Source organism: Buttiauxella sp. AC142 (assembly GCF_979253435.1).
Map to the genome: position 1 here is coordinate 105,657 of NZ_CEEDCH010000001.1, position 26,017 is coordinate 131,673.

Annotated in this window: 11 protein-coding genes and 1 riboswitch; of the genes, 7 read left to right on the plus strand and 4 right to left on the minus strand. The window is 54.8% G+C overall.

Annotated features, from left to right (window positions below):
- Nucleotides 1-18 precede the first annotated feature (18 nt).
- On the minus strand, nucleotides 19-12,741 hold the full coding sequence (locus AC0IWZ_RS00455) for an Ig-like domain-containing protein (RefSeq protein ID WP_471678402.1): 12,723 nt from the start codon (nucleotides 12,739-12,741) through the stop codon (nucleotides 19-21).
- A 482-nt stretch (nucleotides 12,742-13,223) separates the two neighbouring features.
- Nucleotides 13,224-15,002: a sodium:solute symporter family protein gene (locus AC0IWZ_RS00460; protein ID WP_471678401.1), complete on the minus strand. Its 1,779-nt coding sequence runs from the start codon at nucleotides 15,000-15,002 to the stop codon at nucleotides 13,224-13,226.
- 288 nt (nucleotides 15,003-15,290) lie between these two features.
- Between AC0IWZ_RS00460 and yjdP the strand changes: the two genes are divergently transcribed.
- A complete protein-coding gene (yjdP, locus tag AC0IWZ_RS00465; RefSeq protein WP_034492533.1) occupies nucleotides 15,291-15,635 on the plus strand; it encodes a DDRRRQL repeat protein YjdP in 345 nt (114 codons plus the stop codon).
- On the opposite strand, the gene lysC is transcribed toward yjdP, so the two are convergent.
- Nucleotides 15,636-16,991 (minus strand): lysine-sensitive aspartokinase 3, encoded by a 1,356-nt coding sequence (gene lysC, locus AC0IWZ_RS00470; protein ID WP_034492535.1) that lies wholly within the window; start codon nucleotides 16,989-16,991, stop codon nucleotides 15,636-15,638. It lies immediately after the preceding gene.
- A gap of 270 nt (nucleotides 16,992-17,261) precedes the next feature.
- A riboswitch (Lysine riboswitch) is annotated at nucleotides 17,262-17,422 on the minus strand.
- A gap of 51 nt (nucleotides 17,423-17,473) precedes the next feature.
- Nucleotides 17,474-19,279, minus strand: coding sequence for a cation:proton antiporter (locus AC0IWZ_RS00475; protein ID WP_471678400.1), 1,806 nt, complete (start codon nucleotides 19,277-19,279; stop codon nucleotides 17,474-17,476).
- Between the two features lie 211 nt (nucleotides 19,280-19,490).
- On the opposite strand from AC0IWZ_RS00475, the gene pgi reads away from it, so the two are divergent.
- The 6 genes from pgi (at nucleotide 19,491) to AC0IWZ_RS00505 (ending at nucleotide 25,948) form a co-directional block, all read left to right on the plus strand.
- Nucleotides 19,491-21,140 carry a glucose-6-phosphate isomerase gene (gene pgi, locus AC0IWZ_RS00480; protein ID WP_471678399.1) on the plus strand — a complete coding sequence of 550 codons (1,650 nt, stop codon included), beginning with the start codon at nucleotides 19,491-19,493 and terminating at the stop codon, nucleotides 21,138-21,140.
- Nucleotides 21,141-21,511: 371 nt separating this feature from the next.
- Nucleotides 21,512-21,757, plus strand: a complete 246-nt coding sequence (gene yjbE / locus AC0IWZ_RS00485; protein WP_410373554.1) for an exopolysaccharide production protein YjbE — start codon at nucleotides 21,512-21,514, stop codon at nucleotides 21,755-21,757.
- A 63-nt stretch (nucleotides 21,758-21,820) separates the two neighbouring features.
- Nucleotides 21,821-22,459, plus strand: a complete 639-nt coding sequence (locus AC0IWZ_RS00490; protein ID WP_471678398.1) for a YjbF family lipoprotein — start codon at nucleotides 21,821-21,823, stop codon at nucleotides 22,457-22,459.
- On the plus strand, nucleotides 22,456-23,214 hold the full coding sequence (locus tag AC0IWZ_RS00495) for a capsule biosynthesis GfcC family protein (protein ID WP_471678397.1): 759 nt from the start codon (nucleotides 22,456-22,458) through the stop codon (nucleotides 23,212-23,214). The genes AC0IWZ_RS00490 and AC0IWZ_RS00495 overlap by 4 nt, the downstream gene beginning before the upstream one ends.
- Nucleotides 23,214-25,310 (plus strand): YjbH domain-containing protein, encoded by a 2,097-nt coding sequence (locus AC0IWZ_RS00500; protein ID WP_034492546.1) that lies wholly within the window; start codon nucleotides 23,214-23,216, stop codon nucleotides 25,308-25,310. The genes AC0IWZ_RS00495 and AC0IWZ_RS00500 overlap by 1 nt, the downstream gene beginning before the upstream one ends.
- 134 nt (nucleotides 25,311-25,444) lie before the next feature.
- Nucleotides 25,445-25,948 carry an REP-associated tyrosine transposase gene (locus AC0IWZ_RS00505; RefSeq protein ID WP_471678396.1) on the plus strand — a complete coding sequence of 168 codons (504 nt, stop codon included), beginning with the start codon at nucleotides 25,445-25,447 and terminating at the stop codon, nucleotides 25,946-25,948.
- The last annotated feature ends 69 nt before the right edge of the window (nucleotides 25,949-26,017 follow it).

Consider the following 26,017-nt stretch of genomic DNA (forward strand, 5'->3'; position numbering starts at 1 on the left):
ATTTCCATCTTAAAGCCTTTACCGGCGAGTCATTGTCGGGACCGCAATGTGTTTTCCAGATGCCAAAGTGTGTTTCTCTAAAGCCGCGAGCTGCGCCGTGAGTGGTTGTGCCCCCAGTGCGATAACCGGAGGTTGTTCAACTGTTTGTTCAATTGTTTGTTCAACGGGTGCTTCAACGGCTTTTTCAGGCTGCCCTACGGCGAATGGGCCAAATGAGTTCCCCAGCGAGTTTTGCCCCAGTCCGTTGCTTTCAAGGCCTGGCAACGTGCGTTGTTCGCGCGTGTCGCTGTACCAGCGAGAGAACAGCACCGCTTGTTGCATGACTGGCGCATTGGCATGTTCGATGCCATAACCGTAGGCGGCAAACCGACTGTTAAGGCGAGTTTGCAGACCTACGGAATCGCTTTGTAAATCATAGACCAACGGCAGAATAAACAAGCCCGGCTCGTAGCTTTGGCTATAAGGCGACAGCTGTTCCTCTTCTTCGCGACCGAAAATCTGGTCGCCGTCCCGGTTGTCGGTGTTTGGCATGGCGGTGATGCCATGAATCAAAATGGTCAGACGCGCTTCGCTTGTGTTCCCATCGCTGTCGGTGATGGTGTAAACGAACACTTCGCTCAACGACGCGTTGGCTTCAAGGGCTGCAACACGCGGATCGCTGCTGTTCACCTGGTAACGCCAGTTGCCCTGGCTGTCGAGTGTCAGCGTGCCGTATTGCCCGGACGTATTGCCGCCAATGATGCCCGCGCTGCCGGTATTTTCGGAACTCACCCCGGTGACTGGCCCGTTGTTTGCCGCCCCATCTGCCCCGATGCGGTCATCGTTAAACAGGTTGCCGCTGGCAGATTCCTGACCCTGGTCCTGCAAGATGTCGGCGTTGTCATCGGTGGCGGTTGGCGAATCGTTAAACACCGTAATGCGTAACTGACCGATGGTGGCTCCGTTCACCTGCACGGCGTAATCGTTGTACGTGCTGACAAACCCAGGCTGCGACACCGCTCCGCGCAGGGTGAAGCGGTAATCAATGCGGCCTTCGCCGTCGGCCGGGCTGTAATACGCCAGCAGCGTGATGGTGCCGGTCACGGTTTCGATAGTGATTGGCGACAGCGGATTGAGCTGCAAAAGCTGCTCGGCGGTGATCACCCGCCCCTGGAAGGTGAGGGTGCGCAGTTTATCCAGCGACAGCACATCCAGCGTGCCGCTGACTTCCTGAGCGCCAGGGTCAAGCGGCGTCAGGCCAGATTCTCTGACCTGAATTTCCGCCGATGGCGCGACCAGAATGCGCAATGTGCCGTTGGTTTCGCCCCCTTCATTGCCATCGCTCACGGTGTAGGTCACGGGCGGAACGAAGCCGAATTTACTGCTCACTGGCGTAAAGGTGTAACTGCCGTCGCGCAGCACCGTCAGGCTGCCAACGCCCGCCAGCACAGCGGTTTCGCCCGCGGCGTAACGTTGGCCACCAACCTGGAAGCTGGACAGATGAATCGGGTCGCCGTCCGGGTCCGAATCGTTCGTTAACAGGTTGCCGGAAACCGCATCTCCTTGTGGGGTAATGACCCCTTCCGGGTTGACGACGGGCGCGCTATTAATCACATGAACGGTGACGGTGGTGGTTTCAGTGACGCCGCCGCTGGTCACGGTGTAGGTGTAGGTATCGGTGCCGACAAAGCCCGCGCGAGGCGTATAGGTTATCTGCCCGTCTGGCTGCAAGACGGCGGTGCCGTTTGCGCCGTTAGTCACGGCGGTGATGATGGCGTTCGGGTTCTCGAAGTTATCGTTGGCGAGGACATCCGTCGTCACCGGGTTCCCGGCGTGGAGGGTGGCGTCGTCAGCATTAATATCAGCCACTGGCGAAATAATAATATTCAGCGTGCCGATGGAATTGCCGCCAATCAGCGCGTCGTTAACGGTGTAAGTGACGGTGGGCACCACGCCGTTCCAGTCGGCAATAGGGGTTAGCGTGTAACTACCGTCGCTGCGTAAGGTGAATGCCCCCACGCCCGCGATAATCACCGGATATCCTGCAGGCGCAGTTTGCCCGCCGACGCTAAATTGCGTGACGGTGAGCGGGTCGCCGTCGGGATCGGTGTCGTTATCCAGCACATTGCCGCTGACGACATTATCTTCCGGCGTAATGTTGAGATCCGGGCGCGTCACGGGGAGAGTGTTTTCCACCGTCACGTTAACCGTCGCCCTTTCGACAATTCCGCCGCTCAGTACGGTGTAGGTATAGGTGTCGGGGCCGACATACCCCACGTTCGGCGTGTAGGTGATTTTGCCGTTGACGATGCTCACCGTGCCGTGGCTGCCCTGGGTCACGCTCTGAATAATTTTATCGCCGTTGGCGAAAGTGTCGTTGGCGAAGACATCGGTGGTCACGGAAGTGTTGCCGTGTACCGTGACGTTATCGTCAAAAGCATCTTTTACCGACGTGATGATGACCCGCAGTTTGGCTTCGGATTCGCCGCCATTATTGCCATCGCTGACGAAATACGTCACTTCCGGCAAAGTGCCATTCCAGTCGGCGACCGGGGTGAACGTCCAGTTACCGTCCTCCTGCATGACTAACACGCCCATATTGGGGATGTTGAGCGCGCCGCCCGCCGCGTAAATCGTCGTGCCATCCACGGTAAAGCCGGTGAGGGTCAGTTTGTCGTTATCAGCATCGGTATCGTTGGTCAGCACATTACCGCTCGCCACGCTATCTTCTGGCGTGGAGTTACTGTCGTCAGCCGCCTGGGACGGGGTGTTGGTAATGTTGACGGTGACAAAGGTGGTTTCACGCACGCCGCCGCTGGTTACGGTGTAGCCAAAGATATCGGTTCCCACAAAACCCGCGACCGGGGTGTAAACCACTTTCCCGTTCACAATCGTTGTGGTGCCGTGCAGGCCGTTGGTGGTGGCGGTTATCTGATGGTCGCTATTTTCAAAGGTGTCGTTGGCCAGGACGTCAATTTCGACAGGCGTTCCGGCATGTGTGGTGGCGCTGTCGCGGGCGATGTCCTGCACTGGCGTGACGGTCAGCGTCAGGGTGCTGCTGCTGGTGCCGCCGTTTCGCCCGTCGCTAATCTGGTAGGTAATCACCGGCAGCGTGCCGTTCCAGTCTTTGACCGGGACAAACGTGTAGGTGCCATCCGCGTTGAGGGTGAATTGGCCTTGCCCGGAGATAAATACCGGGCTGCCGACCACGCGAGAAAGCGAATCGCCAGCCAGGGTGAAGCCTGTGACGGTCAGCCTGTCCTGAACGGCGGGGCTGTTATCGGCGTCGGTATCGTTGGTTAAAACGTTCCCGGTGATGGTCGTGTCTTCGTCACCCGCTTTGACATCAGGCTGTGCCACCGGAGGGGAGTTGATGACGGTGATGTACACCGTGGCGGTTTCGGTAATGCCGCCGCTGGTGACGGAGTAGGTGTAACTGTCGTTACCGACAAATGCTGGCGCTGGCGTATAGACAATACTTTTGCCGTCAGCGCTTAAGCTAACGGTGCCAAATTTGGCGGTCCCTAAATCGGTGATTTCTTTGTCTGGGTTGATGAACGTGTCGTTGGTAAACACGTCCGTCGTCGTGCTGGTTCCGGCGTGTATCGTCACGTTGTCATCGGCGATGTCCGTTACCGGATTTACCGCAATGTCGATTTTACCGACCACCAGCGCGCCGCCGTTGTCATCCGTCACGGTGTAGCTAATTTGCGGCACGATGCCATTCCAGTCGGCGACCGGCGTGAAGGTGTATTGCCTGTCGTAACTTAGCGTAAACGTCCCAACGCCTGGGATCACTGCAACGGTTGGGCTGCCCAGATTCAGCACCGGGAAACTGCCCGCCATGCCATCCACCTCGAACGAGGTCACACGCAGGACGTCGTTGTCCGGGTCTGTCACATTCAGCTCACCACTTAGCGGCGTGCCATCTTCGTTCATCGTCAACTGCATGTCGCCGGTCAGTGGCGAAGTGTTCGTGACCAGAATCGAGACAATTGTGGTTTCAGTTATGCCGCCGCTGGTGACGGTGTAGGTGAAGCTATCGCGCCCCGCGTAGCCCGCAGGTGGCGAATAACGCACCGTGTTATTCGACAGCACTTCCAGCCTGCCACCCTGGGCACTGATCCCGGAAACCGAGACCTGGCGGTCGGCGTTGGTGAAGGTGTCATTGGCTAACACGTTAATAATCACGGCGTCATCAGAGTGCGTGCTGGCCTGGTCTGCCTGAATATCTACCACTGGCGTCACGGTAATCACCAGCGTGCTGCTGACTTCGCCGCCCTGGTTGCCGTCACTCACGGTGTAATTTATTGGTGGCATGATGCCATTCCAGTCAGCGAGCGGGGTAAATAAATACAGCCCTTCCTGGGTGATGGTGATTCGGCCCATGCCGGGGATATCAACCGGGGTCAGTCCCGCGGCGTAATCGGTGCCGTTAATCGTGAATTTAACAATGCTCAGATTATCGTTGTCGCCATCCGTCGCACCGCCGAGCAAGGTGTCGAGAATCGGGCGGTCTTCCGTGGTGGTGATATACACATTCGGCACCGTCGGCGCGACGTTGGTCATCGTGACCGTGACCGTCGCGATTTCGGTGACGCCGCCGCTGGTGACGGTGTAGGTGAAGGAATCTTCGCCGACATAACCCGCATCCGGCGTATAAACCAGTTGGTTATTCACAATACTCACCGAACCATGCGCAGGCACGCCGGTGCCGGTGATGGTGGCATCGGCATTACTGAAACGGTCATTGTTTAGCGCGTCGATGGTGACAGGTGTCCCGGCATGTGTGGATACCGAGTCGTTCACCGAGTCCTGAACCTGCGTGACGGTGATATCCAGCGTGCTTTGGGTCGGCGGGTCGAAGGTATTATCCGACACGTTAAACGTGATGGTTGGCACTTTGCCGTTCCAGTCGGCAATCGGCACAAAGGTGTAAGTGCCATTGGCGCGCAGGATAAAGGTGCCTTTATCGGCAATAACGACGCTATCGCCCGCCTGGAATGTTCCTGTGATTCCCGCAATCTGGAAATCGGTCACGTGTAGCGGGTCGTTATCGGGGTCAACAATGGTATGCAGCACGTCGCCATTCAGCGCCGTATCTTCCGGCGTTGAAGCCACCTGAGCGGTTGGCGTTGGCGGTGTGTTGGTCAGCAGAATAAACACCGTGGCGGTTTCGGTAACGCCGCCGCTGGTGACGGTATAGGTATATTTATCCTGGCCGACATAGCCCGGCGTCGGGGTGTAAATCAGCGTGTTACCGGGGCCGCGAGTCACGGTGCCGTGCGTACCCTGGCTGAAATCGGTGACGGCCCGATCCGGGTTTACAAATCTATCGTTCGCCAGCACATCGGTGGTAATGACGGTACCGGTATGCTCTTTTTCGATGTTATCGACCGCATCGTCTACGGCGGCAATGTGCAGCCCTAAGGTCGCGGTTTTGTCACCGTTCATGTTGCCGTCGGTCACGACGTAACTGACCAGAATATCGCCGTGCCAGTCGCCGCCAGGAGTGTAGTTGTACGTCCCATTGGCATTAACGGTCAGAGTTCCGTGGCTGCCTGCCAGCGTCACGGTGGTGCCCGCGCTGTAAGTTTGCCCTTCAACGGTGAAGGTTTTCACCGTGAGGGTATCGACTGCGCCATCCGGGTCGCGGTCGTTGGTTAAGACGTTGCCCGAGGCCGACGTATCTTCGTTGAGCGTCTGGTTTTCGTTGGCAACAATCGGCGCCTGGTTGGTGACATTAATCGTCACCGTTGCCTGTTCCGTTACGCCGCCGCTGGTGACGGTGTAGGTGTAAGAATCGGTGCCGACAAAGCCCTGGTTTGGCGTATACGTCAGCACGCCGCCGACGTAAGTCAGCGTGCCGTTTGTCGGTTGCGTCACCGTGGTAACGGTTTTATCCGCGTTGGTAAACGAGTCGTTAGCCAGCAGGTCGCTGGCATTTTTAATCAGCGGCACATTAGCGTGAGTGGTGAAGCTGTCGTTGTTCGCATCGGCCACTGCCGTAATGTTCACGCCCAGGGTGGCGGTATTTGACCAGTGCGAAGTCGGGTCGTTATCGCGAGCAAAATCGAAGAAATTCACCCGACCGCCAAAGATCCCGTTGGCGGTGGTGTCGGTGGTGTCGGAGGCGCGTAAATGCAGGCCACCGCTGACTGAACCGTTGTAATCGGCGGTCGGCACAAATCGCATCTGCGTGTTGCTGGCGAGCACAAAGGCGCGGTTCTCGCCCAGATCGGACGGGATCGCCTGCCAGGTGGTGCCATCAAAATATTGCCATTGGCCTTTGCTGGCATCGGTGTCATTGGCGTAAATCGCCACGTAACCCAATGCGCCGCTGGCGTTTCCGCCGCCTGCAATCGCGGTCTGGTTATCGGTAGCATCACCATAAACCGACTGGAACAGTTGCCCAACCGTCTGCGTGCCGTTGGTGTCTTCGGCGATAGTCAGCGTTTTATCACCCAGCGTTGGGCGGTCGTTAATGTTGGTGACGACGGTGCTGAGGGTGATGACGGTTTCACTGTAGATTGAGGTGCCGCCATGCCCGCCCATGGTGTTGATATCGGTGACGCTGCCGTTGGGAATAACCGTCGGCGTGGAAGATATATCGCCGTTGACGTTGGTTTCTACCAGCCGGACACCCAGCGTTGCCGGGTTGCCAAAATAGTTTGCGGCAGGCACAAAACGCAGTGACGAACTGGCCGTAAGGATTAACGCGTTACTGTCGCTGCGGTTGCCCACGGCAAGCCAGTTCACGCCATCGAGGGAATACTGCCATTCGCCCTGAGCGGCGTTGGTGGTTAATTGCGTGATAGCCACGCCGTAGAAGTTATCCGCCAGGGAGCCGCCCGCGCCGCCATTGGTGCTGTTATCCACGGTGTCGTGCTGGTCGTTGAAGAATCCGCTAAACAGGCTGTTAACGCTTTGACCGTTCACTGAACTTCCGGGGGTGTCCTCTTCGAGCGTCGGAATTGTCACCGTCGGCGTGCCGACGACCACGGGCGCGTCATTCACCGGATTGACCGTGAAGGTAAAGGTGCGCGTTGTGATCAGTGCCGACGAGGTGCCGCCAGGGCCATCTTCGTATTCGACCTGGCCTGGGTCGGAATTAGGATCGGTCAGATTGGGTAATGTCACCGGACGCGAACCGGAGTTGCCGCCATCGTTGACCGCCACCGTCACGCCAAAATTGCCGTTCCAGTCCGACGCCGTGGCACTTCCAGGTACGTCAGGCAGCGAGACTTTTAGCCCCGCAAGATAAGTATTAATTTGCGCGTATGAGCCGGTAAACGTCAGCGTGTCGGTGCCTGCTCCGGTGACGGTGCCGCCGCTGCCGGTTGGCGCGACAAAGGTAAATCCGTTCGGGAGTTTAACCGTCACCGTCATGGTCTGGCTGCCCGCATCCACATCACTGAGGGTGATCGGTGGCAGCGTGACCGTGGCACTGTTTTCATTGGTGTTAAGCACCGGACTGCCGCCCAGATCGATATGCGCCGGGTCGTTGATACTGCTCTGGAAAACAGTGCGATACGTGGTTGCGACGTTTAGCTCAAGCCCGGTTGGGACTTTAGCGTAAGGGCTGACTTCAGTGGTCGGAACGGGTGATGTCCCATCGCCCGTAGGATTGGCATTATTCCCACCGTTGGCACCGGTCGTCAGTCTGCCGTTTGCATCGCGCATGCGGTCATCAACAATCACTTCAACGCGGAAATACTGGTCAGCATCATCAACCTGGATGCCGTTCATTCTTACCTGTAATTGCGCGAGATAAGCGTTGATTTGGTCGATAGTACCGGTGATCACCAGCGGTGCATTGACGCCATTTGCTGGCGGATTGACGCCATCCGGGCTGGTGGATTGCACCGTCACGCCCGATGTGGTGTTCAGCGAGGAGATAGTCACCGCCGAGTTTTGTTGGTCACGATACTGTAAAACATCGAACGGATTACCGTTTTGATCGGTGATCCGCACCGTCACTTGCACGATATTTTGTTCGCCTGTCGCAATGCCGCCCGCATCCGAAACATCCGGGTCGCTTATCACAAACCCGCCGACGCTGTTGCCGCCGGGCGCGTTGTTATCAAGCAGAATCGTGTCTGTTGGCGCGGTCACGGTTGGCGCATCGTTAACCGGCGTAATGGTAATGGCGACTTGCACATCTGCCGGCACTGCGCTGGTGGTGTTCCCGACGCTAGACGCCGAGGTATCCAGATGAATATTGAGCGTCACATCGCCTGCCGCCGCCGCGTTTTGATCGTGGTTGGCATCTTTATCGCTGAGGTAAGTCAGGCCACGGGTCGGGTCATTGAGCAACGCCTGAATGGCGCTGGCGGTGCCGGTTAGCACGAGTTGCCCGCTGTTATCGCCCGTAATCGTGACGCCATCAATAATAAAACCGCTGTTGTCATCTGCGCCTGCAATCCCCAGTTGGCCCTGGGCGACGGTCAGCGTCACGGTCACGTTTTTGCCGAAAGCCGCTGACTCGTCATCCGCGATGGTGATATCGCCCCCGATAATCGTCGGCTGATCTTCGAAGGTGGTTTTGTCGGTGTTACCGACCACCAGGGTGCCGGGGTCATTGGTTTCGGAGGCGTTAATCACCACCTGATTAGCAGAGATGTTACCGTTACTGGCGGGAACGCCGTCCAGATACCAGTTGTAAGTGGTGCCATCAACCGCGCCGGGCAGGGTGCCGAATGCCGGAGTCGCAGGCTGGTTTACCGGGCCGCCGTTAGCCGCCCCATCTAAATTACCGTTGTCGTCACGCAGGCGGTCATCGGTGATGACCTGCACCTGGTATTGCGCGTTGCGGTCATCAGGGAAGGTGACGGTCAAACCCGCCAGCGCCGCGTTAATCTGGGCGACGGTTCCGGTGATCACCAAATAGCCATTAATACCGCCTGTGACGGTCGCTCCGGTGTTTGCCGCCGCCGTCAGCACGATGTTGTTGTATTCGGCCTGGCTAAAGGCGGTGCCATTGCTGTGCAGTAAGCGCACGGTCGTTTCGAGGATATTGGTAGCGCTTGTATCGCTTGTGATATCCGGGTCGGCCACGGTAAAACCGTTAACGGTGTGTGAACTGCCGCCGATATCAATCGGGCCGGAAGGCGCGGTGACGGTGGGTTTGTCGTTGGTCGGCGTGACATTAATCGTGAAGTGATTCCCCGTTTGCTCTTTATCGCCATCCGAAAGCGTGAAGTTAAAACCGTCGGCATTTAGCCCGGCACCAGCAGTTTCATCGCCGTTGTTCAGGTAATAAATACGGCCATTGTTGATGTCCGCCTGGGTAAAGGTGGAGCCATTGCCGAGGAAGCTAAAATTCACGCCGTCGGTGGAGTACGCCAGGCGTCCGTGAGCCGGGACGGTGGAAACCGTATATTGCACCTGCTCGGGCGAGCTGTCCGGGTCGTAGGCCTGAAGCTGAGAGCTGTCGAGCTGGATGTAGCCGCCTTCCACCACCGTAGCCGGGTTGTTAGCGGGCTGACCGCCGATGTTATTGGGCGAGTCCGGCGGCACGGTGATATCCGGGCTGTCAGGCGTTGCCGGGATCATCGGGCCATCGTTAACGTTGGTGATGATAATCCCCACCGTCGCGTTGGTCGCAGACGCAGTACCCCAGCGATCCACCGCCGCGACAATAAAGCTGGTGCTGCGGACTTCAGAGCCATTACTGACAAACCGCAGCCCGCTGCTGTTATCGTTTTTCAACAGGCTGGCATCGAGTTTTAGCGTACCGATATCGGCGCTGGTGATCGTGACCCAACTGGTGCCATTGAAATACTGCAATACGCCACCGGTTGGCAGCGACTGGAAGACAATTTTTAGGGCGTTAGCTCCGACAACTTCGTTATTGAGTGCGTAATTATTACTGCCATTAATATTGGCGATGTTTTCCCACGGCGAGCCGCTGTTGGCGTCATCCGGGTCGCTTAAATTCAGCTGCGAGGTGGTGATATACACCGTTTCGCCTTCCGCCAGAACCGTGTTGGAGGAGCCTGTAATCACGGGCGCATCGTTAACCGGAGTGACGAAAATTTTAAGCTCTGGGTTCCACGTCACTGCCACCGGGTTGCCATTGGCGTCGAGCGTGACTTGCCCTGCGGAAACGGAGAAACGCGCATTAAACTCGAAGTTTTCGCCGCCGTCATGAACGATGCGCACCAGGCCCGCATCCAGTTCTGCCTGGGTGAAAGACCCAAACGCGTTAACCGCGACCATGCCGCCGTTGCCATCACTTTTCATGATGGTCAGGCCGCTTTGGCCCGCATCGGTCCCGAGATAGGTATACACGATTTCATTCGGGCTAATCCCTTGCACCACATAACTCATGCCCGGCGTGGCGTCGGAGATGTTTCCGGTGCCAGACAGCGCCAGCGAGCCGCCTTCGTTAATAGCACCGTGCGGCGGCTGCGTCGGGTTATCGGGATCGGTGCCGATATAATCTGAGCTGTTCGTGCTGTCAGGAATATTCCATGGCGGGACGTTATCCGGCGTCGGGTTATTGGCGAGGCGAACCAGGCCAATCGTGAACTGGAAATGGGTTAACCGATCGGTTGCCGCGTCGCCGTCCCAAATCCCGCCCTGGCGGGTAAATGTGGTGCCGTCCGGGTTCCAGCGCAGCGCGGTGGAGTGGTCAATGACGCGGAAGTTAAACACGTCGATGCCGCCCGGTTGCGCATTCAGATACTGCGCATACGCGACTTTACCTTCAATCACATCTTCCATAGTGAAGGTGTCGCCGGTCTTTAACAGCAAGCCGTTGAGCGTCAAATAACCGTGCGTCAGCCCGGCGGTATCCACAACAAAACTGACACGTTCGGCCGGGGAGTCGGTATCCAGGCTGGTGAGCATTTCGGGCGTAAGCACCACGTCAGCCGGGCCTGGCACCACATCGGCGTGCAGGCTGGATTCGGTATCAAGGAACGGGTCGTCATCTACCGGCTGAATATCAAGTATTATCGTGTTACTGGCGCTGGCAGACGTAGCTGTACCACCGCCTTCGTCAGTCACGGTCACGCCGAATGAATCCGTTCCTACGTTGTCCTGGCCGTCATTTTCATAGGTCAAAAAATTGCGTTCGGCATAGCTGAACTGCTGGCCTTGTGTGACCGGCACTCCCTTAAAATAAAGTGTGCCGTGAGCGGGCAACGCAGTAATGGTTAGCGTGAGATTGATGTCCTGCGTATCGCCACCACTTTCGGCCACGATGTACTGCCCGACATTCCCTGTGTTGGCTGCGTTTTGCGGCTGGCCTTCATACACAATGCCCCCGCCGCTAATGGTGGGCGGCTGGTTTTCAGGTGCTATCTCAAGGGTGACGTTTACCGTGTCGGATTGGCCGATGGGCGTTGCGCCGTCGTTCACTTTGGCGGAAAAACCATCGGCGGTGTTTTGTGTGTCACCCGTCGCGGTGTGGACATATTTCAGCGTACCGTTGCGCACATCTTGCTGAGTAAACACCGACCCCACGCCCAGGCGCGTGCCGTTGAGCGTCAGATAACCGTATTGCGGTATCGTCGTCAGGCTGTAGACAATTTGCGATGCGCTTTGCGCGCCAATCTGTAATTCAGGATCGAGTGCTGCGAGCGTGGCTTCAGTAATCACGGTGCCCGAACCGTTTCTTTCCGGCACGATGAGCGTGCTGTCGGCGACTGTAACCGGATCGTTGGCTGGCGTAATCGAAATGTGCGTGACCAGGCTGTCGTTACCAGAAAGGCTAAGGATGTAAAACTGCACATCGGTTGAGGCCGACTGATGCCCCAGTTCGGTATCACTGGCGGTGAATTTAAGCGAGTTAAGCCAGGCCTGTGCATCCGCCACGCTTCCGACGAACTCCAGGGTTTTCCCGGAAGTTGCACCGTTAACCAAATCCCCTGCGGCAGCATTCGTTAAGCTCACGCTAATCGCGACGTTTTCATCGCTGACGTTAAGCGTTAAGCCACTGAAGCTCCCGGTTTCAGCACCCGGACGCAGTGCACTTGGCTCAGAAACCACCATATCCGGCACGCGAGTGGTGATTTCCGGCGCTTGTAAAACACCGTCATAAGCCAGGGATAACGAGCGCGTTTCAATGACGCCAGTGCTGGACTCAAGCGTCCAGTCTGCGGCTTTTGCCGCGCTGCCGGTTTCGTCATTCGACGCCGCCACATCCGCATGGGTGTAATCCGCCATACGCGTAATGAGCACGGTATCTTGTGCGGTGACATTGCAGCCATACAGCAAAATATCGCCATCAGTGGTGAGCTTTTCGCCCAGCTTTTCTAGCTGCTGCTGATACTGCGCAATCGTTTTATCGTTAAGTTTGTCGCTACCGAGGGTGATTTCATCGCTCGCGCCGTGGCTGATGATATGAATCGCGCTGATATTTTTATCGTTTTTTAAGGCGTCATTAATCTGCTCAAGCCCGGACTGCTTTGAGTCCAGCACCAGCACGCGGCTGCCCTCTGGCAACTGGCCTACCAGCGACTGCCAGTTCTGCACGTGGCTGTCGACAACATACACCTCATGCGGGGCAGAGGCTGGTGCGTCAGCAGGTGCAGGCGTGGGCGCGGTAATTGACGCAGGAGCAGGGGCGGTTGATTGCGGCACAGTCACCGCTTTCGAGGCGTCCGGCGCGTTATTGTGATGCTGCGCGTCTAGCGGGTTATCCGTATGGCTTGCGGCTTCAGCGACGGCTGCGCCATCAAACAATTGTCGTGGCTCCAGAGCGAAACGATGATGGCGGGGGCGGGCGGGGTTGTCTCTTCTTTGTGTCGACATAGCGGTGCATCACTCTGGTAGCGCGTCGTAGCATTAAGATAATGATACAACGTGTTTACATAATATGAATGTATTAGATGGGCTTATTACATAATATTTACGAATGTATTGAGAGTGAGTTTTTCGAAATATTCACATGCTTTCTATAAGGTTTTTGGCAGAAAGGGAGATGGCGGGATAAAAGAACTAAATTGTTTCCTGAGTTAATAATAAAGCCACGTGCAGTTATTGTTCTATTTTAATTTTCGCATCACGGAATAGTTTCTATCTGAGAGTTTAATGCATTATTAAGCGTGAATTGCCAGGAACGAATCGAGCTAAATTAGATTAAATAGTAAGCAATACTTTTATATTTCTAATAATAGCTATTATCTGAGAAATAATGAGTTACCAAATAATGTTAGCAAGATGTGAAGATAAATAAAAAGCCACCGGATTCGGTGGCTTTGGGGGATTAAGCGTGTTGTCTATTCACGTTGCGGTTAACGTTGCGCTTGCGTCGAGGGCCTGAGGATGACAGTGGCATCATCAATTCGCGCACTGCGTTTTAACGCGTATCCGACAGCAAACACCACCGCAGCGCAGCCCAGGAACAGCAGGCGGCCCCACATTGGGTTTGGAATCAGCATCATCGCAGACAAGCCCGCAGCCATGTAGATAGTCAGGTCGCCCAGCTTGTTACGTTGCATACGGTCAACGATGTCCTGCGCGTCGTCTTCAACACACTCCGTTTCGACATCTTTAAAGAATGCATCTGTTGCGGCGACATTGCTGTCGGCCTGCGGTTTGTAGAACAGGGCGCTCAGGCAGAAGAAGCCGCCGGTCAGCACCAGGTGTGCAACGATAGGAATGATGGTTTTCAGCTCGCTCACTTCACGGCCAGTCAGTGTTTCAACCCCGAACCAGGACATGACGTACTGCGGCGTGAACACATCAACCACCATCCAGGAGACGCCCAGGCCGAATACTACGGTTGCCCATGGCGCCCAGGAAGGCGTTCTGCGAATCAGCATACCGAAGAACAATGGCACCAGAATCGGCGATTGCAGCAGGGTCGCGACTTGCATCATCAGGTCAAAAAGACTCAGGTGCTTGAGCGAGTTGAAGAACTGCGCCATGAAGATAACCAGCAGGCCGTTCACCAGGCAGGCAATTTGGCCCGCACGCAGTTGCTCTTTGTCGGTCGCTTTGCCTTTGCGCACAATCGTTGCGTAGAAGCTACGTACGAAGATACCGGAGTTACGGTTTAGTGCTGAGTCCATAGAAGACATGGTTGCGGCAAACAGGCCAGCCATCAACAGCCCCACGGTGCCAAGCGGCATCGCTTCGCGGGCAAACACCAGGTAAACCGCATCACGTGCTTTCGCGCCAAGTTCTGGATATTGTGCGCCTGCATTCGGGTAAAGAATCGCCGTCGCCCACGGTGGAATGAACCAAATCACCGCGCCAACCAGCATCATTAGCAGCGCCATTAAAGCGGCCTTGCTGGCGTTTTTGGAGTCTTTAGCATTCAGGAAGCGATAGGACTCCTGCATGTTGTTGATACTTTGCAACTGCTTCACTACGAAGAACAGGAAGGTACCAACCATCAGTAACGGGTAATTCATATCCGGGCCAGTAAAGAAGCCGGATGGGAATTCAGTCACGATGTTTGCCGGGCCGCCCACTGCCCACAGGGCAACCACTGCGCAAGCGACGGAAATGACTGCGATAACCAATGTTTGAATAAAGTCGGATGCCACGACGCCCCATGCGCCACTCAACATGGAAATCGCCAGCACCGCGAGGCCGGTAATCCAGATAGTCGTGATGATATCGGCGTTAAATACAGCGGAGGCAAATACCCCAAGGCCGTTTAACCACACGCCTGCATTAATCACGCTCAGCGGGATAATAACCCAGGTAAAGAACTGCTCGTTGACCGGGCCAAAACGGCGGCGAACCGCTTCAGTTGGGGTGTCTACGCGCATTTGGCGGAAGCGGCGAGCGAAGTAGGCCCACGCCAGAAGATAAGCAAACATGTTGCCGATAAACACCGCCAGCACGGCGAAGCCATCGTTAAAGGCTTTACCAGCGGCACCCGTGAAGGTCCAGGCGGAGAACTGCGTCATAAATGCCGTTGCCCCAACCATCCACCACAGCATCTTGCCGCCACCGCGGAAATAGTCGCTGGTGCTATTATTTGCCATTTTTTTAAATAGCAGACTAATCGCCACCATTAACAAAAAATAACCCGCTATTACAATATAGTCGTAAGACATTTTAGTACCCCATGTCCGTATGAGTAAGTTTCAACTGGAAACATTAAAACACTGCAATCATATAACTTGAAATAGCGTTTCAATGTTTATTTTAAATAGCGGACGAGGATCATGTTTTAGGATTTTTCTGTTAGTGCTTGAGAAGGATCTTAGGGGCGGCGGGGGACGAATCATTAACCAGTAAGGTGATATGTAAGGGGAATGTTAGTTAAAAATTGGGATTTCTCCGCTACTGGCACACAGGCCTTTTTCTTATCGTTTAGCGAACCAATTTCATGAGACAGGCATATGAATCGCTACTCCACTGTGCTGCTGCTCGGCACCCTGACCATGACCTCAATTGCCCACGCCGATGCGCTGGATGGCCTGTTTGACAACTCGATTGTCGGTTCTATTTCGCAGGCAATAAACGACGCTTATAAGCCAAACGATAACCGTGACGATGAGCAGGATGATAGCCGTTGGGAAGAGCAGGACAGGCAGCGTAGCGAAGATGGGCGTCGGCAGTATGAGGATCGCCGCCGTCAGCTTGAAGACCGACGCCGCCAGCTCGATGACCAGCAGCGTCAGTTAGACGAACAGCGCCGCCAGCTTGAGGAAGATGAGCGGCGCTTAGACGATAACTATCGTTAATTACTCGAACAAATTGTGGTGCAACTTCTGCACCACTTTTTCTGCGTCATCGCCCGGCACCAGGAAGCACAGGTTATAGCTGGATGCGCCGTAGCAAATCATGCGGATATTGAACGGTTCAAGCACGCCAAACACCTCTTTGCCCACGCCGCAGGCTTTCGACAGTTGGTTGCCGATGATAGCAACCAGCGCGAGGTTTTCTTCCACTTCAACGCGGCACAATGAAGAAAGCTCGGTCAGCAAAGACGTCGTCAGCAGGCTGTCTGAGGTGGATGTGGAGCCGGTGGTGTCCAGCGTCAACGCGACGCTGACTTCAGAAGTGGTCACCAAATCAACAGACACATTGTGTTGTGCCAGAATGTTGAACACTTCCGCAAGGAAACCGTGGGAGTGGAGCATGCTCATGCTGTGAAGCGTCACCAGCGTTTGCTTGCGGCGAACGGCCAGCGCGCGGAACAGCGGCGGGTTTTCAGTTTGATTACACACCAGCGTGCCACCGGCTTTTGGATCTTTACTGGAACCCACAAACACCGGAATACCGCAACGAACCGCAGGTAATAACGTGGCCGGGTGCAGCACTTTTGCACCGAATGTTGCCATTTCAGCCGCTTCTTCAAACGCAATTTTGTCGATGCGTTTTGCCGCGGGCACCATGCGTGGATCGGTGGTGTAAATGCCCGGCACGTCAGTCCAGATATCGACACGGCTTGCATGTAACGCCTCGCCCAATAATGCCGCGGTATAGTCGCTGCCGCCACGACCCAGCGTGGTGGTGCGGCCTTTCGCTTCGCTACCGATAAAGCCTTGAGTAATAACCAGAGATTGCGCCAGACGTGGCAGGAGCTGTTGGCTCGCCAGGTCGGCTAAGGTGGTGACATCCGGCTCGGCGCGGCCAAAACGGTCGTTAGTGCGCATGATTTTACGGATATCAAACCATTGCGCGTCAACTTTGCGCTCGCGCAGGATCTCGACAAACAGCAGCGTAGACATCAGCTCGCCGTGGCTAACCAGTTCATCCGTCAATGCGGTTGAAGTTGCAAGCGAAGCCGCTTCAGCCAGAGTGGTGATGTTCTCGAGCAGACGCTCGACTTCTTCGCGGATGATTTGCGGGTTAGCTAAACGTTCGACAATGTCATATTGAATTTTGCGAATCGCATCGAGCTTAACAAAACGCTCTGTAGCTTCCAGTCCGCCTGCCAGCGCCACCAGCAAATTGGTGATACCTGCCGATGCGGAAAGAACGACAACGCGAACGTTTTCATCAGCCAGCACCACGTCGGCGCTGCGGTTCATCGCGTCGTAATCTGCAACGCTTGTGCCGCCAAATTTGGCAATAACGGTTTGTGGGTAGGACATTACGGTACAGCCTCGTGTCAGGGAGCCATCGCTATGGCAAAAAAGTCAATCAACCTTGGCACAAGGGAAGAGCGGGATACGGGGCAGACGTAGAATAGAAGTTCTGAACTACGATACACCCAGAAGCGCCCCACCTTGTTTCCCCGATTTCTTGACGCCGCAGCGGCGTTGTCTGCGCTAACTCACCCGAATCACTTACTCAAGTAAGCTCATCGGGATTCATTAGCTTGTCGCCTTGCTGCAACGCCAATAAATTCGGGGAATAATTTGGAGCACTGAGTGCTCCTGGTGACAGCCCAAGGGATTCAGCCCCCGTGGCCGATAATACATGCTGCCATACATGCACTACCTCGGCGTCGCTCCCCCTCCTGTGTCGTCTGCGGATTGGCTCCTCAAACACGATACCTGGGCGACGCGCCTCTTCTGGCTTACTCACAAGTGAGCAAGTAGCCGTATACAAATAAAATGTTACGCGCCAGATGTCAACGTCTGGAAGCCGGGGATTTATCGGTCTGCACCAATGCAATCAAAGTGCAGGGCAGCGTTGGGGTGGTTTGCCCGTTTATCGCGATAGTTTTTCCTTCTTCCAGACGGGCAAAAAGTGGCACGACGCCGCGATTTTTCTCCAGATATTCCAGCCAGCCAAAATTTTCATTCAGACGGGTCGCTTTAATGGTCGCTCCTTTGGCAAGCTGGCTGCTTAAATTGCTCCAGGTGACATCCTCAGGAAAAAGTTTCTCATGGCGACGAAAACGCGCGCTTTCGTTACTGCCTCGCCCTTTCAACGCGGAACCGGAACGGATAGCAAAAACCTTATCGTTGCCGAAAATATGGCTGAAGTGATAAACCGCCAGCGCGTTTTGGTGGCGGTTCGGTGAGAGCGCGAGCACTTGCGCTGTGTTGCTTAAATCGAGCACGTTTTCCGCATGCTCCGACCAGGCATTTCCGTAATAAGCGGGCAATCCTTCCATGCGGGCCAGGCGGTAATATTCCCAACTATTATCGGTGAGGATTACCGGAATGTTTTGTTTCACCAATGCGTGAGCCAGCGTTCGCGCCACCGTATTTGCGCCAATAATCAGTACCCCTTTTGGTTTGCGTTGTTGCACGCCGAGCCACCTTGCCAGCGGGCCGCTGGTCAGGCTTTGCAGCACCACGGTGCCAATAATGATGGCGAATACCACGCTGACCAGTTTATCCGCGCCTTCGTAACCGCTTTTTTGCAGCGTCAGGGCGAATAACGAACTCACCGCCGCCGCGACAATACCGCGCGGAGAAATCCAGCTCAGCAGCAGCTTTTCACGCAGGGTTAACGACGAACCAAGAGTAGAAATCGCAATGCATAACGGGCGGGCGACAAATTGAATCACCAGCAGCAAAACGACCAGCGGCCAGCCCATCGCCAGCACGCCATGAATATCGAGGCGGGCAGCGAGAATAATAAACAACGCCGAGATAAGAATGGCCGACAACTCTTCTTTGAACGCGACGATATCGCTGACATCCACATCGCGCATGTTCGCCAGCCAGATGCCCAGCACCGTCACCGCCAACAACCCTGACTCATCGGCCAGCGAGTTTGAAAGGCCAAACGTCAGCAACACCACTGCGAGTACGGCAAAATTTTGCAGATATGCTGGAAACCACACGCGTTTTAACGCGGTGCCAAGCAACCAGCCAAACAGCGCGCCGCAGGCTAAACCCACCACCACGGTCTGAGCGAAGATCATCAGCAATTGCAGATGCGAGCCTGCTTCCTGGCGCAGCGTGATGAACTGGAACACCAGCAACGTAAAAATCGCGCCGACCGGGTCGATAACAATCCCTTCCCAGCGCAGCACCCGGTTAATCGCGGCGTTCGGGCGCACCACGCGCATCAGCGGAGCGATAACCGTTGGGCCGGTCACGACCGTCACGGCACCCACCAGCGCTGCCAGCGCCGGTTCTAAGGCCAACAGCCACCAACAGGCGAGGCTAATCACGGCAAAAGTCGCCAGCATCCCAACGCTGACCAGGTTGCGCACCACGCCGCCTAAACCTCGAATCTCATCAAAACGCAGCGTGAGCGCACCTTCAAACAAAATAATGGCCACGGCGAGGGAAACCACAGGAAACAGCAGTTCGCCAAAAAGCTGGTCGGGGTTAAGCACATGCGTAAACGGGCCCAGAATCAGCCCGAATAACAGTAAAGGGAGGATGGCCGGAAGCTTAATCGCCCACGCCAGCCACTGCGCCGCCAACGAGCTAATGGTGATAATCACCAATAAAAGAGGTACGGACAGTTCCATAAAATTTTTACCTTACCTGGTTTACAGCGCCATACTGTTTTTCTCAGTGTAGACGGGGTCCAGATGGGCTGAGTCCGCTTCGATAACTTTTTCGCTGGCACATAACCTGAAACGGTATTCCCTGTGCAATGGCAGAAAAATCATCACAAATCCCGTTTTGTGGATATACAATTGACCGCAGTCACAGTTCTCAAATCAAAAGGGTAACGCTATGAAAAATATCAACCCAACGCAGACCGCTGCATGGCAGGCCTTGCAGGCGCATTTTGACGAAATGAAAGACGTCACAATCGCTGAGCTGTTCGCGCAGGATGCTGATCGTTTTGGCAAGTTCTCCGCGACTTTCGACGATTTAATGCTGGTGGATTACTCCAAAAACCGCATCACTGAAGAAACCCTGACCAGGCTGCAAGCGTTGGCAAAAGAGACGGATTTGCAGGGCGCAATCAAGTCCATGTTCTCTGGCGAGAAAATTAACCGCACTGAAGACCGTGCTGTGCTGCACGTTGCACTGCGTAACCGCAGCAACACGCCAATCATCGTTGATGGCAAAGACATCATGCCAGAAGTGAACGCGGTGCTTGAGAAGATGAAAACCTTCTCTGAAAGCATTATCAGCGGCAACTGGAAAGGCTACACCGGCAAAGCGATTACTGACGTGGTGAACATCGGTATCGGCGGTTCAGACCTCGGCCCATTCATGGTGACCGAAGCGCTGCGTCCATACAAAAACCACCTCAACATGCATTTCGTGTCTAACGTTGACGGCACCCACATTGCCGAAGTGCTGAAGAATGTTGACCCGGAAACCACGCTGTTCCTGGTTGCCTCTAAAACCTTCACCACGCAAGAAACCATGACCAACGCCCACAGCGCGCGCGACTGGTTCCTGGCAACCGCTGGCGATAACAAACACGTTGCGAAACACTTTGCGGCGCTGTCTACCAACGCGAAAGCGGTTGGCGAGTTCGGTATCGACACCGCCAACATGTTTGAATTCTGGGATTGGGTCGGTGGCCGTTACTCCCTGTGGTCCGCGATTGGTCTGTCTATCATCCTGTCAGTCGGCTACGAAAACTTTGTTGAATTGCTGTCCGGCGCACACGCCATGGATAAGCATTTTGCTAACACTCCGGCAGAACAGAACCTGCCTGTGCTGCTGGCGCTGATTGGTATCTGGTACAACAACTTCTTCGGCGCAGAAACCGAAGCGATTCTGCCATACGACCAGTACATGCACCGTTTTGCTGCTTACTTCCAGCAGGGCAACATGGAATCCAACGGCAAATACGTTGACCGTAACGGCAACGCGGTGGATTACCAGACTGGCCCAATCATCTGGGGCGAGCCTGGCACTAACGGCCAGCACGCGTTCTACCAGCTGATTCACCAGGGCACCAAAATGGTTCCTTGTGACTTCATCGCGCCTGCGACCAGCCACAACCCGCTTTCTGACCACCATCCTAAACTGCTGTCTAACTTCTTCGCTCAGACAGAAGCGCTGGCATTTGGTAAAGCACGCGATGTAGTTGAGCAGGAATACGCCGACCAGGGTAAAGATCCAAAAACTCTGGAACACGTTGTGCCGTTCAAAGTATTCGAAGGCAACCGCCCAACTAACTCCATCCTGCTGCGTGAAATCACTCCGTTCAGCCTCGGCGCACTGATTGCGCTGTATGAGCACAAGATCTTCACCCAGGGCGCGATTTTGAACATCTTCACTTTCGACCAGTGGGGCGTGGAATTAGGTAAGCAACTGGCTAACCGTATTCTGCCTGAGCTGGGCGATGCGGCTGAAATCAACAGCCACGACAGTTCTACAAATGGTTTAATCAACCGTTATAAATCCTGGCGTGCATAATTAGCGTCTGGAATTAAATATAAGCCGATCTTATGGTCGGCTTATTTATTTAAATAAGATAATTCCCCTTGCCCCGTAAATGGCTTAATTCCCCGGCGTGAGGTTAATCCTAAAAACACCTATAACCTGATAGTTTTACGGGTTTACTTTCGGATTAAGTAGATTGTATTTCCTCTTGATTATATTTTAACTGTCTGTTTTTCATCATCTAAATGAAATGACAATATTGCCAATATTGTCATATTTCCATTTATCTTAAAGCTCGTTCCTTATTCCCCGCTGCGGTCTGTCGCTATTACTTGTTGTGTATACTCGAAAGCGCCTGAAATTCTTTTGGGCAACCTCCATTCATTCAATGAAGGGAAATTGTTATGAAGAAAGTTCTTTATGGCGTTTTCGCCATATTCACGCTGGCAGCGGCTGGCGCGGCAAATGCTGACCCTGTTTCTGTGGGTGAAGCAGCTGGCGCACAAGCAACGAATGTGTCCGCAGGGAGTTCTACTGCGACCAGCGCCAGCACTGTCGGGTCGGCAGTGGGTGTAGCACTTGCTGCAACCGGTGGCGGTGATGGTTCCAATACCGGGACCACAACCACCACGACGACCAGCACCCGTTAATTTCGCGGGTGATTTAACTCTAACCACACTTCGGTGTGGTTATTTCGACTCCGGGGAAACCTCGTGCAGCGACTCGTAATTCTTCTTTCTTGCCTGTTACTTCAGGCATGTTCCGACACCACCAAAGGCCTTGGCTCCTCGCTCTGGCACAGCATGGTGGGGGATGACGGCATACAGCTAACTCATGATGAAATTCAAAATATGCGCTACGCCAGCCAGTACATGCGCATCAATAACGGCCCGCAAATTTTTGTGGTGCTGGCCTTTGACGAAAACGGCCAACAAAAATGGGTGACGCAAGACCGCTCGATGATCGTCACCGAACATGCCCGCATCGTGAAAACCACCGGGCTTGGCGACAACCTCCAGCAGGTCACTAACCTGGCAAACGACCCGCTAACCAACCCGAATCAGATTATTGATGGCGCAAGCTGGACGCGGCAAATGGCCTGGACTGAACACCAACAGGTGCGCATGGCGACGGCGCGTTCGACCTTCACCTGGGACGGTACCGACACGCTAAAAGTGGCGATGAGTACCACGCCGGTTCGCGTGCTCGACGAAGAAATTACTGCCGACGGCAAAACCTGGCATAACCGCTTCTGGGTAGACAGCGAAGGTCATATCCGCCAGTCAAAACAATATCTTGGCCCCGATTACTGGCCTGTTAACACGATCCTGTTGAAGGCGGCGAAAGAATGAAAATAAAACGTAGGTCGGATAAGCGCAGCGTCATCCGACACGTTTTTGCGGCGCTCACCTTATCCACCCTGGTATTCAATGCTTACGCTGCCGGAAACGTGACGATTTACCCACAAAATCAAACCATTAAAAACGTAGAAAGACTGGCTGATTTAGTCACGCAGCCTGCACTGGCAAACGCCTGGTGGCCGGGTGCCGTCATCAGCGAACGCCAGGCATCTGCTGCGGCAGAACAACAGCACCAGAAATTACTGGCTCAGTTAAGCGAATTTGCCGCGCAGGAAGACGGCGACGACGCCGCAGCTATCAACGGCATGCGCCAGCAGATGCAGGCCATACACGTCACCGGACGGCAGTTTGTTGACCTCGATCCTGACTGGGTGCGCGTTCGCCCGCGTGCCAACGTCCCACTTCAGGGCGAATACAGCCTGTGGACCGGCGCACAGCCGACCACCATCACGCTGATGGGTTTGGTCAGCTCGCCGGGCGAGAAGCCGTTTGTGGCCGGGCGCAGTGCCGATGAATATCTGGATGGCATCGACAAACTCAGCGGGGCTGACCGCAGCTATGCGTGGGTGATTTACCCGGACGGCAAAACGCAAAAAGCGCCGGTCGCGTACTGGAATAAACGCCATGTGGAACTCACTCCCGGCAGCATCCTGTTTGTCGGTTTCAGCGACCGACTTTTTAACTCTGATTTCAACAGCCTGAATCAGCAAATCCTCAACTCTCTGACCCATCGGAGACCGGATTGATGAAGAATAAAACGCTCTACAGCTTGCTGGCGCTGGCGGTCTCCGCGGCCTGCCATGCCGAAACTTTTCCGGCACCTGTTGGCCCGTCACAATCGGATTTCGGCGGCGTCGGTTTGCTACAAACCCCAACGGCACGCATGGCGCGTGAGGGCGAATTCAGCCTTAACTATCGCGATAACGACCAATACCGCTTTTACTCCGCTTCGGTGCAGCTCTTCCCGTGGCTTGAAACCACGCTGCGCTACACCGACGTGCGTACCAAACAATACAGCAGCGTCGAGGCTTTCTCGGGTAATCAAACCTACAAAGACAAAGCGTTCGACATGAAAGTGCGCCTCTGGGAAGAGGGATATTACCTGCCGCAAGTGGCGGTCGGCGTGCGCGATTTAGGCGGCACCGGGTTGTTCGACAGTGAATATATTGTGGCGAGCAAAGCCTGGGGGCCGTTCGACTTTACCCTCGGAATGGGCTGGGGCTACATGGGCACCAGCGGTAACGTGAAAAACCCATTCTGCGAAGTCAGCGACGGTTATTGCTATCGTGATAACAGCTACAATCAGGCGGGTTCGTTCAACTTTAGCGGCATGTTCCACGGCCCGGCATCCCTGTTTGGCGGCATTGAATACCAGACTCCATGGCAACCGCTGCGCCTGAAAGTGGAATATGAAGGCAATAATTACACCCAGGATTTTGCCGGGAAACTCGAGCAGCGTAGCAACGTTAACGTCGGCGCTATCTACCGTGTCGCCGATTGGGCCGACGTTAACGTCAGCTACGAACGCGGCAACACCTTCATGTTTGGCGTGACGTTGCGGACCAACTTCAACGATTTGCGACCGGGCTATAACGACAATCGTCGCCCGCAATACCAGCCGCAACCGCAAGATGAAATTCTCCAGCCGACGGTGGTCGCCAATCAGCTCACACAGCTTAAATACAACGCGGGGCTGGCCAACCCGAATATCCAGGTGAAAGGCGATACGCTGTATGTAACCGGCGAGCAGGTGAAATACCGTGATTCCCGCGAAGGTATTGAACGCGCCAACCGCATTATCATGAACGACCTGCCGGAAAATATTCGCACCCTCCGCATCACCGAAACGCGCCTGAATATGCCGCAGGTGACGACGGAAACGGATGTCGCCAGCCTGCAAAACCATCTGCAAGGCGAGCCGCTGGGGCATGAAACACAACTGGTGCAAAAACGCGTCGAGCCGGTGATCCCTGAGAAAACCGAGCAAGGGTATTTCATCGACAAATCAAAGGTGAATTTCGCGATAAACCCGGTGCTCAACCAGTCGGTTGGCGGGCCGGAAAGCTTCTATATGTATCAGGTTGGCGTGATGGGAACCGCCGACTGGTGGGTCACGGACCACTTGCTCACCACCGGCAGCCTGTTTGCTAACATCGCCAATAACTACGACAAATTTAACTACACCAATCCGCCGAACGACTCGACGCTGCCGCGTGTGCGTACCCACGTTCGCGACTACGTTGAAAATGATGTTTACGTCAATAACCTGCAAGCCAACTACTTCCAGTACCTGGGCAACAGTTGGTACGGGCAGGTTTACGGCGGCTATCTCGAAACCATGTACGGCGGCGTGGGCGCGGAAGTGTTGTACCGCCCGGTCGATAGCAACTGGGCGATTGGTGCCAACGCCAACTACGTCAAACAGCGTGACTGGACCAGCTCGCTGGACATGATGAAGTTCACCGATTACAGCGCACCAACCGGCCATATCACCGGTTACTGGACGCCACCGTTTGCGGACGATGTGCTGGTTAAACTCAGCATCGGCCAGTATCTGGCGAAAGATAAAGGCGGCACGCTGGAAATCTCGAAACGCTTCGACAGCGGCGTGGTGGTCGGCACCTACGCGACGATCACCAACGTCTCGAAAGAAGAGTACGGGGAAGGGGATTTCACCAAAGGTTTCTACGTCAATGTGCCGCTGGATATCTTCTCTTCATCGCCAACCCGCAGCCGCGCGCAGGTCAGCTGGACGCCATTAACACGTGACGGCGGGCAGATGCTGGGGCGCAAGTTTGAGCTGTATGGCATGACGAGCGACAGAGATATTAATTTCCGCTAGAGCAAAACTTTGCGAGCGGGTATCCGGTTTTTGGTAAGGGAAAAAAGAACCGGATACCCGCGTGATATGTTCTTCTGGTAGCTTCGTAGGTCGGATAAGCGAAGCGTCATACGACAACAAACAAGGATGCTTCAATGTCGAATTACCGCCGTATGCGTGTTGCGGGTGGAACATGGTTCTTCACTGTAAACCTGCATGACCGTCAATCCGATTTGCTCACCAGAAAGATTGTTGAGTTAAGGCAATCCATTCGAAAGGTAAAACAACGCTACCCTTTCGAGATAAACGCCTGGATTATCTTGCCGGACCATATGCATTGCGTCTGGACGCTACCTGCAAATGACAGCAACTACTCTCAGCGCTGGCGAGCAATCAAAAAGACCTTCACAAAATCTTTTTCTGGAAACACCACCGTCTGGCAAAAACGTTTTTGGGAGCACAGCATTCGGGATGAGCGGGATTATCAGGCGCATGTCGATTACGTGTATATCAACCCGGTTAAGCATGGATTAGGGAAATCAGCCAGTGAGTGGCCGTATTCGTCTTTTCACCGTGATGTCAGAAATGGGCTTTATCCAGCGGATTGGGCGGGGAAAGTCGAAGATTTTCAAGCCGGAGAACGAAAAGCCGGTGGATGACGCCTACGGCTTATCCACCCTACAAAATCGCAAATCGTAGGTCGGATAAGCCGCAGGCGTCATCCGACA

Coding starts and splice junctions, on each gene's coding strand:
- AC0IWZ_RS00455 (WP_471678402.1), bottom strand. CDS start 12,741: ATGTCGACACAAAGAAGAGACAACCCCGCCCGCCCCCGCCATCATCGT.
- AC0IWZ_RS00460 (WP_471678401.1), bottom strand. CDS start 15,002: ATGTCTTACGACTATATTGTAATAGCGGGTTATTTTTTGTTAATGGTG.
- yjdP (WP_034492533.1), top strand. CDS start 15,291: ATGAATCGCTACTCCACTGTGCTGCTGCTCGGCACCCTGACCATGACC.
- lysC (WP_034492535.1), bottom strand. CDS start 16,991: ATGTCCTACCCACAAACCGTTATTGCCAAATTTGGCGGCACAAGCGTT.
- AC0IWZ_RS00475 (WP_471678400.1), bottom strand. CDS start 19,279: ATGGAACTGTCCGTACCTCTTTTATTGGTGATTATCACCATTAGCTCG.
- pgi (WP_471678399.1), top strand. CDS start 19,491: ATGAAAAATATCAACCCAACGCAGACCGCTGCATGGCAGGCCTTGCAG.
- yjbE (WP_410373554.1), top strand. CDS start 21,512: ATGAAGAAAGTTCTTTATGGCGTTTTCGCCATATTCACGCTGGCAGCG.
- AC0IWZ_RS00495 (WP_471678397.1), top strand. CDS start 22,456: ATGAAAATAAAACGTAGGTCGGATAAGCGCAGCGTCATCCGACACGTT.
- AC0IWZ_RS00500 (WP_034492546.1), top strand. CDS start 23,214: ATGAAGAATAAAACGCTCTACAGCTTGCTGGCGCTGGCGGTCTCCGCG.
- AC0IWZ_RS00505 (WP_471678396.1), top strand. CDS start 25,445: ATGTCGAATTACCGCCGTATGCGTGTTGCGGGTGGAACATGGTTCTTC.